The sequence below is a fragment of the Capnocytophaga sp. H2931 genome (assembly GCF_002302535.1).
Taxonomy (GTDB): Bacteria; Bacteroidota; Bacteroidia; order Flavobacteriales; family Flavobacteriaceae; genus Capnocytophaga; species Capnocytophaga canis.
The window spans coordinates 1,097,710-1,111,267 of sequence record NZ_CP022381.1; the positions used below are offsets into that span (position 1 = coordinate 1,097,710).

The following is a 13,558-nucleotide window of genomic DNA, read 5'->3' on the forward strand; positions in this document are numbered from 1 at the left end:
TCCTACATTTGCGGAAATTGAAAAGTACTTCTCGGGTCAAGTAACAAAACCCTGCTAAGGTACGCCTTTTTTACATAAACAACAAACAAGTAGAGAAAAAATAACATAAAATATCTTTATGAAACACAGCGAACTTTATAAAAAAACATTATTAGAAGATGTCATTCCCTTCTGGGAAAAACATTCGTTAGACCACGAATTTGGCGGATATTTCACTTGCCTTGACCGTGAAGGAAACGTTTTTGACACCGATAAATTCATCTGGTTGCAAGGACGACAAGCGTGGACTTTTGCGATGCTTTACAATCAGGTAGAGAAAAATCCAAAATGGCTTGAAATCTCAAAATTAGGCGTTGAATTTCTGAAAAATCACGCAATGGACAGCGACGGGAATTTCTATTTTGCACTCACTCGCGATGGCAAACCACTGGTTCAACCTTACAACATTTTTTCGGATTGTTTTGCAGCAATGGCTTTCAGTCAGTATGCAAAAGCCTCGGGTGATGAAACTTATAAAAAACTGGCTATCAGCACATATCACAACATATTAAAAAAACAAAACAATCCCAAGGGCAAATACGAAAAAACAACCGACGTGCGTCCGCTCAAAGGATTTTCACTCCCGATGATTCTTTCTAACTTGGTTTTGGAATTGGAAAGCGTTCTTTCAGAAGAAGAAATCAACAAAACGATAGATTTCAGTATCAATGAAGTAATGAACGTATTTTTAGATGCTGAAACAGGTATTATTTTTGAGAATGTTCGCCCTGACGGAAGCAAAGAAGATAGCTTTAACGGTCGATTGTTAAACCCTGGTCACGGCATCGAAGCGATGTGGTTTATGATTGACATTGCCCTGCGTCGTGGCGACCAATCCCTTATCGAAAAAGCTACGCAAACCATACTTAACATACTCAATTACAGCTGGGACAAAACTCACGGAGGTATTTTCTATTTTATGGATTCCAAAGGAAACCCGCCACAGCAATTGGAGTGGGACCAAAAACTTTGGTGGGTGCATCTGGAAACTTTGGTTGCACTTTCAAAGGCATATCTTCACACCAAAAACCAAGAAATTTGGACGTGGTACGAAAAAGTACACAACTATGCTTGGTCGCATTTCTCTGACCCTGAAAATGGCGAATGGTTTGGTTACCTCAATCGGGAAGGCAAGCCCTTGCTTACGCTTAAAGGCGGAAAATGGAAAGGTTGTTTTCACGTGCCGCGTGCAATGTTCCAATGCTGGAAAACATTTGAACAGATAGAGAATAGAAATTAGGGAATAGGGATTAGCAATTAGACTAATCACTGACCACTAACCACCAACCACCAACCACTAATCGCTAAAAAAATAAATACGAATAAAATAATACCAAATTAAAATGAAAAAATACATTTTATGCCTCGGGGCAATGATTTTTATGGCAAGTGCTTGTAAAAGTGCTTTGACAACGCCGTCAATTTCGATAGACGTAACCCAACCCGAAATGCCATTGCAAACAAATCGGGATAATATTCTGGCAAAAGCCGTAATACGAAGTGATAAACCTATTTCGGTTAAAAAAATCGCCATTGATTTGAAAGCGGAAACCAATGCGTTCGACCTAAATGAAATCGAAATTTATCTTGCTGAAAAAGACGAATTTAAGAGCGGTGTTTCTTTCGGAAAAATCCACCAAATTAAAAACAAAAACACCTTCAACGGAAATTACACTTCCGCAGAAAAAACACTATACGTATGGGTAGTGGCTAAAACGGTGGCAAATCCGAATCTTTTAAACAAGATAAAGGTAACACAAGTGGAGGTAAATTTGCCAAACTCACAAAAAATCATCACGAAAAACATCAAAAACCCTGCACAACGCTTCGCCTTTACCGTTCGCGACAAAAAACAAGACGGCGTTGAGTGTTATCGCATTCCAGGGTTGGCGACCACCAACAAAGGAACGCTCATTGCGGTGTACGACAATCGTTACAACAATTGCAAAGACCTGCAAGAGGACGTAAACGTGGGAATGAGCCGAAGTACCGATGGCGGACAAACGTGGGAACCGATGAAAGAAATTATGGATTTGGGCGAATGGGGCGGACTCTCCAACCAACTCAACGGAATTGGCGACCCTGCCGTATTGGTGGATAAAAACACAGGAACTATTTGGGTAGCAGCTCTTTGGCTTCACGGACACGACAAAGACAAAATGGCGTGGTGGGCTTCCAAACCTGGAATGACGCCACACGAAACAGGTCAGCTAATGCTCGTAAAAAGCGACGATGACGGCATCACGTGGAGCGACCCCATCAGCATCACTCCGCAGACCAAAGACCCCAAATGGTATCTTTTCTTCAATGGTCCTGGTAACGGAATTACCCTTGCTGATGGAAAAATAATGTTTGCGGCACAATATAAAGATGAAAATCAAGTACCACATTCTACCTTAATATATAGCGACGACCACGGAAAAACGTGGCATTGTGGAACGGGAGCTAAATCGCATACTACAGAGGCTCAGGTGGTTCAGCTTTCTGATGGAAGTATAATGCTTAATATGCGTGACGACCGAAATCGGCAGAATTACACGCTTTCCGATGCCTTTCACGGACGTTCAGTGGCTGTTACTCGCGATTTTGGAAAAACGTGGACAGAACACAGCACATCACGTAAGGCACTAACCGAACCCAACTGTATGGCAAGTATCATTTCCTACTCGGCTAATAACGGTAAACAATATTTGTTTTTCTCGAACCCTGCCGATGCAAAAAATAGAATTAACATCACCATCAAAGCGAGTGATGACGACGGCAATACGTGGAATAAACTCCCTCAAATAAAACTCTATGCCAATGGTAATTTCGGATATTCTTGCATGTCTCTGATCGATAACAAATACATCGGAATACTTTACGAAGGAGTTGGTGATTTAATCTTTCAAAAAATTCCTATTTCGGAACTTATAAAATAAACAAAAGATCTGAAAATATATCGTTTTAGCGACTTTCTCTTTCAAAATTATGCTATAAAACCTCATCAAATTCAACCACTCTGGGTGGAAAACTTTGATGAGGTTTCTTTATACTTCTGGGAAGTCTGATTTAAGTAATAGCAATCAATCACACAAAAAAGAGGCTATGGAAAATTCCTCAAATAGCCCACTATATGTGATAAAAAATCATAGTTTCGTAACTGGTGGCTCATCTGCCAACGGCACAAAACGAGCCTTTAAATTAGGCGTGGGCATATCTGCATCTAATGGATACATCGGACGTTGGATACCTTTGTAAGGCAAACGCAATAAATCCTGATCAACACCACCTGGCGTTAAAGCCATTACCCAGCCTTTACGCATATTGTAAAGTTCAGGTACCAAATATCCGATTTTTACCACTAAAATATCCGTTTCTCGAGGGTTTAACCCAATTTCAGTAAAGTAACGCTCATAGTGATACGCTTTTCGTTTTTCGGTGATAATCACAGAAATAGCTCCACTTTTAACTACTACAATCGTATTGTTTTTATCGTCTTTTTCAATAGCTGTAATGGTTCCTGACACACGCACTGGCGGAGCGTAACGATCGTCAACACGGGCTCCTGCCAAAGCATCAATTTTACCTCCTACTCCAATAGCTTGTGCTTGTCTTACAAATTCAGCATCAGGAATAGAGGCGTAAATAACACTTTTTCCTTTTTCAGATTTAAATTCAGGACGTTTGAAAAGCTCGGTAAGTGTCCATGTAACATCACCTGCTCCTCCTGCCGTCGGGTTATCTCCCATATCACTGATAATGAACGGTTTTTCTGTACTCGCTAAGGCTTGTGAAAGACACTCGGGCAAATAGGCTGTTGGTGCTACAAACTCAAATTTATCGCGTACATCCCAAAAATGTTTCGCCAAGGTTTCTGCCGCTTTGCCTACAGCTTCTTTATCATCACCATAAGTCAAAACAACCCCGTGATTGCGAGGCTCATCTGCCCATGGATATGACATCCAAATGGAAGCATCAATGACCTTATCTCCGTCAATGAGACTCGGAATTTGTCCGTAAAGACTTTTGGCAGGTTCAATGCGTGTGCTTGTTTTTTCACCTGGAAGCAAAATTGGCACAGGAATCCATGCTTTGTAGGCTGGTTTGCCTTTGCCACTCTCCAATCGGTCAATCAAATTTACCAAAGCCCGTTTTTTAGAAATCATCGCATCTTCATGCGGTGCAAGTCGATAACAAGTCATCATATCTACATGCTGTGCCAAACGAGGTGAAACACTTCCATGTAAATCCATACAAGAAGACACCAGAACTTTATCACCGATTACCTCACGAATTCGAACTATTAAATCTCCCTCAGGATCTTCCAATCCTTGAACGCTCATCGCTCCATGAATATCGAAGAAAAGACCATCAATAGGCAAGGATTCTTTGAGCATTTCAAGTGTCTTGTTTACCATTTTTTCATAAACCTCACGTTTTACAATACCTCCAGGCATAGCATGTGAACGCAAAGTAGGCACCCACTCAGCCCGTTGCACAACGGACGAATCGGGAACAAAAAAATTGTAATACGAGAAAATGCTATCACCTATACGCAACGGAAAAGCGTCTTCATCGGAAACAGCGGGTGAAAACGTACTTGACTCAATGGCAATACCTGCAATAGCAATACGAGGTAGTTTTTTCTCTGTTTTTGAGGAACAACCTATAAAAAAGGACAACCCCAAAAGAAATAGAATGCTTTTTATGTATCTCATAACTACAAAATTAGGTTAATAATAGCACAAAAATACAAAAAAAATGAAATAAATACAAAATAATCTCCCAAAGAAACTTATTTTTCCTCACTGCTAATCATTTATGAGTTTAAAAACTATCTTTCTTATTCAGAGCAAACCCTAAGTAACTTTGTACAAATTTTTCTGCAGATTCGGGCTTAACATAATTCACCCGAGAGGTCTAATCTATCGGAAAAAAGCAAATAATTACAATACATCCACTTGATTTGTTTATGCTTCGAATTTTTCACTTGTCCATTCACAAGAAAAATTGAAAATTTGAAAAAACAACGCACTTTAAATTGTTAAATCTACAAATTCTAACAAGAGCTATTTTATACGGTAAACAGCTATATGTTAGCTCCTTAAAATAATTAAAACTTAAAACCTACGATTAATTAATTCTTAATGAAACTCTTAAAATTTTGTAATTAATTTTATTTAACAGATATAAATACATACTTTTGTATCGAAAAAAACAAATTACATTAGAATATGAAAAAACTTTACGCTTTAGTAGTTGGGCTTTTTTTGATACAAATATCATTCGCTCAAACTACAGTAACTACAGGGACATCGACACAAACCGTCCCCTCAAACATTGAACTAAAGACTGAAAAAGAAGCCTTAAAAGCAGAACAAAGAGCTCAAAAAGCCCAAAAGGAGGTGCTCATAGCAGAAGAAAAAGCAAGAAGAGCAGAGGAAAAAGCTCAAATCCAAGCTAAAAAAGCTGAAGAAAAAGCAAAACGGGCTGAAGAAAAAGCTAAAAAAGCAGAGGAACGTGCCAAAAAAGAAGCTGAGAAAAAACAAAAAAATTTAGCTAAAGCTCAACAACAAGTTCTAAAAATTGAAGCTCAAGTTAAAATGAAGCAAAACGAATTGGCTCAAGAGCAGAATAAATTTGAAAGTAAAAAAACAAAAGGAAATCTTTCTTCATCAGACGAATTGAAATACAAAAATCGAATTCTGAAAAAAGAACAAGAAATTAACAAATTGAATCTCAAAGCAATAAAAGCAAAAGAGCAAGTTAATAAATATTCAAAATAAGCATTTATCTAATATAGCATAACTTACATCTGAGGCTGTCCCGAAAGGCAGCCTCTCTTTTTACCATTGTATCTCTCCTTTTCCAACAGATACTAAGTACTGATTTGCCCTACTAAAGTGCTTATTACCAAACCAATACCCTCGATTCGCACTCAATGGCGACGGATGCCCAGAAGTCAAAATATAATGTTTGGAAGCATCTATTAAACTAGCTTTCTTTTTAGCGTAACCACCCCAAAGCATAAACACCACCTGTTGTTTTTGTTCAGAGACCAAACGTATTACAGCATCTGTAAAAGTTTCCCATCCTTGGTTTTGATGGCTTCCTGCTTGGTTAGCTCGAACTGTCAACGTAGCATTGAGCAACAGTACTCCTTGCTTTGCCCAACGTTCCAAATTACCACTTGAAGGATAAGGTACTCCCAAATCCCGTTGCAATTCCTTAAAAATATTTATCAACGATGGAGGATGATCGACACCGTCTTGTACTGAAAAACACAGCCCATTAGCTTGATTTACACCATGATAAGGATCCTGACCTATAATAACCACTTTCACATTTTCAAACGGGCAATAATCAAAAGCTGCGAATATCTGTTGCCCTCTCGGATAACATACCCCTTGTGTATATTCATGTTTAATGAAGCTCACTAATTTCTGAAAATAATCTTGTTGAAATTCGCTAATTAAATAAGGTTTCCATGAAGAATGAATGTTTACTTCCATTTTTTTAATATTTTTGCACGTCAAAATGAAGAACAAAAATAACAATTAATTTTGAAACTTGAATTTTTCCGAATAAGAATTCAGAAGTACCACTTGCAAGAGAAGTATCCAAAAAAATAGCTTTTAATATGTGTGAATACCTAATTTATAGCAGATAAGAAACCTAAAAGTAAGCTGAATTTCAAACAGATGCAGTTAAAAACAAAACTTTCGAACAACCTCAACATATAGAAAAGACGTACACGATACGCCTCACAAAAACATATATATTTGTACCTTAAATGATTCACAATAAAACACTTGAAGATTTAGAATTCGGAACTGTTCTCACACATATTTCTGAAATATGTCACACCGAATTAGGGAAAAAATATGCCTTGCGTTTGCAACCCTTTGAGGATAAGGAAACTTTACTCTTTGCATTGCAACAAACTAATGAATATTTAGCTTCATTTCAAAATAACAATACTATCCCAGGACATAGTTGTGAGAAAATTAGTTCAGAAATACGGCTATTACAAGTAGAAAACACAACGCTCGAACTCTCTGCTATACGAAAACTCTATTTGATATCGCAAACCGTGAATACGCATATTCAGTTTTTTCGTAAATTTAAAGAACTATATTCCATTTTACACGAAACAGCAGAAAGCATCCATTACACTACCGATATTACCGAAGCTATTGATAAAATCGTTGACAAATTTGGCGAAATCAAAAACGACGCTTCCCAAACCTTGGGGAATATACGTAAGGAAATCAGCATTTTAAAAGGAAAAATCAATGAAAGTTTTAATCGAACCTTAGCTGAGTACAATGCTTCGGACTATTTGGATGACATCCGAGAGACCGTGGTGGATAATCGTCGGGTACTTGCTGTCAAAGCAATGTATCGCAGAAAAGTTCTCGGAACAGTGCTGGGTAGTTCCAAAACGGGAAGCATCGTATATATCGAGCCGAGACAAACAGAAATGTACTCACGAGAATTGACCAATTTAATATACGATGAAAAAGAAGAAATTCAACGTATTTTGAAACAACTCACAACCTATTTGAGTCAATATGTAGTTCTTTTCAAAGATTACCAACGCTACATCACAGCCATTGACATCATTTATGCGAAAGCAAAATATGCGTTAATCATGAATGGGCTACTTCCTGAAATCACAGAAGAAAGGGTGCTATTTTTGCAGGAAGCCTATCACCCACTCTTGTTTTTGAACAATCAAAAAAAAGGTAAACCAACCTATCCACAAAATATTGAACTCACAGATGATTCACGCATCATCGTGATTTCAGGCCCTAATGCAGGAGGAAAAAGTATCACATTAAAAACCATTGGATTACTACAACTGATGCTACAAAGTGGTATGCTCGTTCCTGTACATCATCGCAGTCGAATGTGTTTATTCGAACGGATTTTAACAGACATAGGCGACAACCAATCTATTGAAAACCATTTGAGTACATACAGCTACCGCTTGAAGAATATGAACTATTTCTTACGAAAATGCAATGAACGTACGCTATTCCTAATTGATGAATTTGGAACTGGTAGTGATCCCGAGCTTGGAGGCGCGTTAGCCGAAACCTTTTTGGAAGAGTTCTACCACCGGAAAGCATTTGGAGTAATCACCACCCACTATGCTAATTTAAAAATATTAGCCAATGAATTGCCTCATGCTACCAACGCTAATATGTTGTTCAATGATAAAACCTTAGAACCTATTTACAAACTTATCGTAGGAGAAGCGGGAAGTTCATTCACCTTTGAAGTCGCTCAAAAAAATGGAATTCCTTTTGGACTGATAAACCGTGCTAAAAAGAAAATTGAAAAAGGAAAAGTTCGTTTTGACGCTACCATTGCGAAGCTTCAAAAAGAAAGAAGCAAAATGGAAAAAACCGCTGAAAATCTGAAAGATGAAGAAGCTAAAGCACGTGAAGAAGCCAAACGCTTGGAGGAGTTAAACGAACGCATAAAGTCTAAACTGGTAAATTATCAAGAGCTTTACGATCATAATCAACGAATGATTTACTTAGGAAATAAAATTGACGAAGTAGCAGAGCGTTATTTTTATGACGGCAAGCGACGTTCATTAGTATCTGACATATTGCGAATTATTGAGGGTGAAAACGCTAAACGAAAGCAACTCTCCAAAGTTGAAAAAACACAAAAAAAAGAGCAAAAAAAGACCATAGAGACTGAAGTTAATAAAGAAATTAAAGCTATCAGAATTCAGAAAAAAGCTGAAAAAAAGGCAAAAATCACTCAGGAGGAAGCCGCCAAAGAACGAATGCAACGCATGTTAAAAATCAATGACCGAGTACGCATCAAAGATAGTCGTAGCGTTGGTGTCATCGATAAAATTGAGAAGGGAAAAGCTATTGTGAATTACGGCATGTTTACCACCACTGTAGCTATTTCAGAATTAGAATTGGTTGAAAAAGTAAAAAACTAAAAATCAGAACATTACAAAAACACAAAAGTTAAAAAAAGTTAATTAACATTTAATGAATTTGTAAATATTTACATTTTATTATAACTTGCCCACATCAAAGTTTTTTTCTATCAAACTCATTTAGGCTTGATTACTGATTTGCAATGTAATAGACATAGAATGACAATGTTTTTCTATGACAGGATAATGTGGCAACTTAGTCAAAAAAAAGGAATAGAAAATCTCACAACAGATGTGCTTTTAAAAATTAAGGTCGGAAAGATGAAAAACAACAGCGACGAAACAAAAACAAACACAAACTCTCTTAAAGAAACTGAAGGCGGAGCTAAGAAAAATTGCGTTGTCCGCCCTACGCCTATTAATGAAGAGGTACAGTGGGATAAATCAAAAACTTTGATGAGCCGAACCGATAAATTTGGAAATATTGAGTACGCCAATGATGATTTCATTGATGTTTCTGGCTATGAAGCTTACGAATTGATGTCGCAACCACATAGCATCATTCGTCACCCAGACATGCCGAAAGTTGTATTTAAAATCCTTTGGGACAACTTAAAAACTCGTGAAAATTTCCACGCCATCATCAAAAACATGTCAAAAAGTGGGAAATACTATTGGGTGATTACGAACTTTGAAATCAAAAAAGACGCTGAAGATAAAATTATTGGATTTGTATCCTATCGCAAAGCATTGCCCAAGAGCATTATTGAAGAGTCCATTGAACCGCTATACAGACGTTTGCTAAAAATTGAGCAAGTTAATGGTTTGGAGGTTAGCGAGAAATATTTTATGGGGTATTTGGAAGATATGGGAGTTTCATATTACGAATTTGTAGCAAACTTACTAAAAACCTATAAGGAAGAAATTGAAAGCGTTATTTCAAAAGAGGTAAGTAAGGAAGCTGAAGACGATAAATCTGCTGAAAAAGGTGGTTTTTTGTCTAAAATCGTGTCATAAAAAGTTTTTTCATGCTATATTAGATTTTAATTAATTATTGAAAAAGGCCGTCGTGAGACAGCCTTTTTCGTTTGCTAACTTTTAATTTTTTAAAACCAAGGTTTACGCCCTTGTTGATAAATCTTATAGAACTCCTCATCAGACTTAGTTAAGTAAATGATGCCTTCTATAAGAGGCACTAAAGAAGCTATCCCACAAGTAACGACTGTCAATACAATCTGTATAATTCCTTCTTTCGTATATCCTAAAAAGAATTTATGAACTCCTATTGAGCCTAATACCAAGGCCAAAACCCCTGCAAGTACTTTCTTATTTTCTTGCTTAGAGATAGTACTGTTGTTTAATTCTGTACTCATAACTTTTATTTTTTACTTAATTCATAGGCAAAAGTAAGGATTTTTTTTATAACACAAAAGAAAAAGACAAAATTATAAGTATATCAAAACGTTAAAATTCAGTGGGAAATACAACAACAAAATCACTACATTTACTTTTAAAATATTAAAATATGTTAATTAACATTTTTTTTAGACAACATGTAAAGAGATAATTGATAGCTTTGCCCCAATTTACAAATTTAAAATTTAAACACAAACATTTAACATGAAAAAAATCGTATTAGGATTAGGAGTAATTGCTTCATTGATCGCCGTAAGCTGTAAAAGTGACGCAAAGAAAAGCGAAACTCAAACAGAACAAACAGAAGTTGTTTCAACAGAAAAACCAGTTGGCTCTGTGGCTTATACAGTAGCTCCAAGCTCTGTAATTGAATGGGTTGGATCAAAACCTGCAGGAAAACACAATGGAACTGTGAACGTTTCAGAAGGTACAGTAAACGTTGAAAATAAATCAATCGTATCAGGAGAGTTTGTTTTAGACATGAACTCTATCGTTGTTTTAGACTTAGCTGCTGGAGATGGAAAAGAAGACTTAGAAGGCCACTTAAAAGGAACCGGTAAAGAAGATGCTGAAGATCACTTCTTTAACGTAAAAAAATTCCCTACTGCTAAATTTGTTTTCAAATCATTTGACGGAACAAACGTAACAGGAGATCTTACAGTGAAAGAAATTACAAAAGAAGTAACTTTCCCTGCAACAGTTTCTGTAACAGACTCAGAAGTAGTTATTGACTCTCAATCTTTTACAATTAACCGTACTGATTTCGGTGTAAATTACGCTTCAAAATCAATTTTCGACAACCTTAAAGACAAATTCATTAACGACGATATCGAATTGGTTGTTAAAGTAAAAGCTACAAAATAATCTAATTTTTTATTAGTAGTCCTAATAAAAGAGACCGATTGGGAAACCCAGTCGGTCTTTTTTATTTATTTTATGGCTAAAGTAATGATTTGCAAATGGAGTACGAGAGAAGTAAACAGCTATAAGAATACTGTCTAAAATTGCTGTACCTTTTGAACCTGAAATCGTTTATAACAACTGGTAACGTGAAAAAGATCCTACAACAATAGCTTTTACAACTCCCTTCGAAGTCTTGCAACCGGGATATCGAGCTGTTCACGGTATTTAGCAATTGTTCGCCTTGCGATTGGATATCCCTCTTCTTTAAGCAATTGTGCCAAATCGTCATCAGGATAAGGTTTGCTTTTATCCTCTTTAGCGATGATGCGCTGTAGTATTTGCTTAATTTCATGTGTAGAAACGTCTTCTCCTTGATCATTTTTCATTGATTCGGAAAAAAAGTCTTTAATCAATCTGGTACCATAAGGTGTGGTTACATACTTACTACTCGCTACTCTTGAAACGGTAGAGATGTCCATTCCTATTTTATCAGCTATATCCTTTAAAATCAACGGTTTTATTTTCAGTTCATCTCCTGTAAGAAAATACTCGCGTTGGTGTTGCATGATAGCGTCCATGGTAACTAGAAGTGTTTGCTGACGCTGTTTGATGGCATCAATAAACCATTTAGCAGAATCTAACTTCTGTTTAATAAAGAAAACTGCTTCCTTCTGCGAAGAGGTCTTTTCTTTGGCTTTTTTGTAGGTATCAAGCATTTCGGAATACTCTCGCGAAACATGCAATTCAGGAGCATTTCGCCCATTAAGACTGAGTTCCAAATCATTATCATTCACTCGGATGGTAAAATCAGGAATAATCTGCTCTACTTGAACATTACTCCCCGAATACGAACTTCCTGGTTTAGGGTTTAAACGTTCAATTTCTTGTATAGCTTCTTTGAGTTCATCTTCTGAGATAGAAAACTTTTGTTGCAGTTTAGCATAATGCTTTTTAATGAATAGCTCAAATGCCTTTTCGATAATTTCTATAGCCAAATCGACAGATGGAGTCGTTTTTTTACGGCGAAGTTGTATCAAAAGACACTCTTGTAAGTCAAATGCACCCACACCCGCAGGATCTAACTGAAAGATAATCTGTTCACGGATTTGTTTTACCTTATCTTCTTCTGTATAAATATTTTGTGTAAAAGCCAAGTCATCAGTTAAATCCTGGATAGAGCGACGGATATACCCACTATCGTCAATACTCCCTACCAAAAATTCAGCAATGAAATAGTCTTCGTCGGAAAGAGTAAACGTATTCAATTGATTTAAAAGTGATTGATGAAAAGACACTTCGGCACTAAAAGGAATTTCTTTTTCCTCATCATCATCGCTGTAGTTATTGGTATGCAATCGATATTCGGGAATTTCATCATCACTGAGGTATTCATCAATATTAATATCCTCCATATCAATCACTTCACTATCGTTATATTCGTCTGAAGAGTTATCAAATTCATCTGCAAATTCGTCATATTCACTTTCTTCACGCCCCGACTCCAAAGCAGGGTTTTCTTCCAATTCTTGTTTGATGCGTTGTTCAAAAGCCAACGTAGGCAATTGCACCAACTTCATCAATTGAATTTGTTGAGGTGATAATTTTTGCGAAAGTTTCAGTTGTAAATTTTGCTTTAACATATTGTATATTGAATGAATTTAGGGGCAAAAATACGCAAAAAAAGGGAGAAAAAAAATGAATATAACAGTATTATTCAGTAAAAATCAAAAGAAACTTAACCTTGATTATTAACTCAATAAATGAGAAAAACAAAGATCAATATCTCTAAAATATATTTTGTTTCTATTTAACATTCGCACATAAGCAGATATAAAAAACACTACCTTCTGTTTCGTATAATAAAGATAACTATCCTCGATAAATTTCTCTAAAAAACAGAACACAGGAGCAACTTTCATATGGCAACATACACAGGCCATCCTACACATTTAATTAAAGCTACGCCTGGAAAGATTCTTGTGATAAGAACTCATGATGAAAAATTTGTAAAACTTCGTATAGACAGTTATTACCAAAACAAAGCAGACTTAGAATCTGAAGCAAGTCATTTAACAACTAAAGATAAAGACGGATATTTTACTTTTACATTTATTAAAGGTTAATAATTCGGTTTTCTTAGTACAAATAAAGGGTAGTCCAAGTTTTTAGGACTGCCCTTTTTGTTATAAGAATAAAAAAATCAATGGATTAACCTGTAGCACATCTCTAAAAACAGACCTGTTATAAAATAATAAAAAAAAATAAAAAATACACTCAAAATTAATAGCAAACACACGAACACAAAAC

Annotated in this window: 11 protein-coding genes; 7 read left to right on the forward strand and 4 right to left on the reverse strand. The window is 36.3% G+C overall.

Translation table 11 applies throughout. The annotated features are described in order from the left end of the window. Positions 1–118 precede the first annotated feature (118 nt). A complete protein-coding gene (locus CGC52_RS04660; RefSeq protein WP_095893578.1) occupies positions 119–1,279 on the forward strand; it encodes an AGE family epimerase/isomerase in 1,161 nt (386 codons plus the stop codon). Between the two features lie 103 nt (positions 1,280–1,382). Further along, positions 1,383–2,960 (forward strand): exo-alpha-sialidase, encoded by a 1,578-nt coding sequence (locus CGC52_RS04665; RefSeq protein ID WP_232751841.1) that lies wholly within the window; start codon positions 1,383–1,385, stop codon positions 2,958–2,960. Positions 2,961–3,167: 207 nt separating this feature from the next. Here CGC52_RS04665 and CGC52_RS04670 read toward each other — a convergent pair whose 3' ends face one another. After that, the gene (locus CGC52_RS04670; protein WP_042008927.1) at positions 3,168–4,739 is read right to left on the reverse strand and encodes a M81 family metallopeptidase; all 1,572 of its coding nucleotides are present in this window, start codon (positions 4,737–4,739) and stop codon (positions 3,168–3,170) included. Between the two features lie 516 nt (positions 4,740–5,255). On the opposite strand from CGC52_RS04670, the gene CGC52_RS04675 reads away from it, so the two are divergent. Beyond that, entirely contained in the window at positions 5,256–5,807 is a 552-nt protein-coding gene (locus CGC52_RS04675; RefSeq protein ID WP_095893580.1) for a hypothetical protein, read from the forward strand. Between the two features lie 60 nt (positions 5,808–5,867). Here the strand turns inward: CGC52_RS04675 and CGC52_RS04680 are convergent, their stop codons facing one another. Beyond that, on the reverse strand, positions 5,868–6,533 hold the full coding sequence (locus tag CGC52_RS04680; protein ID WP_042347834.1) for a uracil-DNA glycosylase: 666 nt from the start codon (positions 6,531–6,533) through the stop codon (positions 5,868–5,870). Between the two features lie 284 nt (positions 6,534–6,817). Here CGC52_RS04680 and CGC52_RS04685 point away from each other — a divergent pair, with 284 nt between their 5' ends. Continuing rightward, positions 6,818–8,992: a DNA mismatch repair protein MutS gene (locus tag CGC52_RS04685; protein ID WP_095894452.1), complete on the forward strand. Its 2,175-nt coding sequence runs from the start codon at positions 6,818–6,820 to the stop codon at positions 8,990–8,992. 261 nt (positions 8,993–9,253) lie between these two features. Beyond that, entirely contained in the window at positions 9,254–9,949 is a 696-nt protein-coding gene (locus CGC52_RS04690; RefSeq protein WP_082021476.1) for a PAS domain-containing protein, read from the forward strand. 89 nt (positions 9,950–10,038) lie between these two features. Here CGC52_RS04690 and CGC52_RS04695 read toward each other — a convergent pair whose 3' ends face one another. Further along, positions 10,039–10,305 (reverse strand): TM2 domain-containing protein, encoded by a 267-nt coding sequence (locus tag CGC52_RS04695; protein WP_042008976.1) that lies wholly within the window; start codon positions 10,303–10,305, stop codon positions 10,039–10,041. A gap of 247 nt (positions 10,306–10,552) precedes the next feature. Between CGC52_RS04695 and CGC52_RS04700 the strand changes: the two genes are divergently transcribed. After that, positions 10,553–11,212: a YceI family protein gene (locus CGC52_RS04700; protein WP_042008932.1), complete on the forward strand. Its 660-nt coding sequence runs from the start codon at positions 10,553–10,555 to the stop codon at positions 11,210–11,212. A gap of 212 nt (positions 11,213–11,424) precedes the next feature. Here the strand turns inward: CGC52_RS04700 and rpoN are convergent, their stop codons facing one another. Then, the gene (gene rpoN / locus CGC52_RS04705; RefSeq protein ID WP_095893581.1) at positions 11,425–12,891 is read right to left on the reverse strand and encodes an RNA polymerase factor sigma-54; all 1,467 of its coding nucleotides are present in this window, start codon (positions 12,889–12,891) and stop codon (positions 11,425–11,427) included. A gap of 279 nt (positions 12,892–13,170) precedes the next feature. Between rpoN and CGC52_RS04710 the strand changes: the two genes are divergently transcribed. Then, a complete protein-coding gene (locus CGC52_RS04710; RefSeq protein WP_095893582.1) occupies positions 13,171–13,374 on the forward strand; it encodes a hypothetical protein in 204 nt (67 codons plus the stop codon). The last annotated feature ends 184 nt before the right edge of the window (positions 13,375–13,558 follow it).

Excerpts from the sequence above, each read along its gene's own strand:
- CGC52_RS04660 (WP_095893578.1), top strand. The coding sequence starts at position 119 with ATGAAACACAGCGAACTTTATAAAAAAACATTATTAGAAGATGTCATT.
- CGC52_RS04665 (WP_232751841.1), top strand. The coding sequence starts at position 1,383 with ATGAAAAAATACATTTTATGCCTCGGGGCAATGATTTTTATGGCAAGT.
- CGC52_RS04670 (WP_042008927.1), bottom strand. The coding sequence starts at position 4,739 with ATGAGATACATAAAAAGCATTCTATTTCTTTTGGGGTTGTCCTTTTTT.
- CGC52_RS04675 (WP_095893580.1), top strand. The coding sequence starts at position 5,256 with ATGAAAAAACTTTACGCTTTAGTAGTTGGGCTTTTTTTGATACAAATA.
- CGC52_RS04680 (WP_042347834.1), bottom strand. The coding sequence starts at position 6,533 with ATGGAAGTAAACATTCATTCTTCATGGAAACCTTATTTAATTAGCGAA.
- CGC52_RS04690 (WP_082021476.1), top strand. The coding sequence starts at position 9,254 with ATGAAAAACAACAGCGACGAAACAAAAACAAACACAAACTCTCTTAAA.
- CGC52_RS04695 (WP_042008976.1), bottom strand. The coding sequence starts at position 10,305 with ATGAGTACAGAATTAAACAACAGTACTATCTCTAAGCAAGAAAATAAG.
- CGC52_RS04700 (WP_042008932.1), top strand. The coding sequence starts at position 10,553 with ATGAAAAAAATCGTATTAGGATTAGGAGTAATTGCTTCATTGATCGCC.
- rpoN (WP_095893581.1), bottom strand. The coding sequence starts at position 12,891 with ATGTTAAAGCAAAATTTACAACTGAAACTTTCGCAAAAATTATCACCT.
- CGC52_RS04710 (WP_095893582.1), top strand. The coding sequence starts at position 13,171 with ATGGCAACATACACAGGCCATCCTACACATTTAATTAAAGCTACGCCT.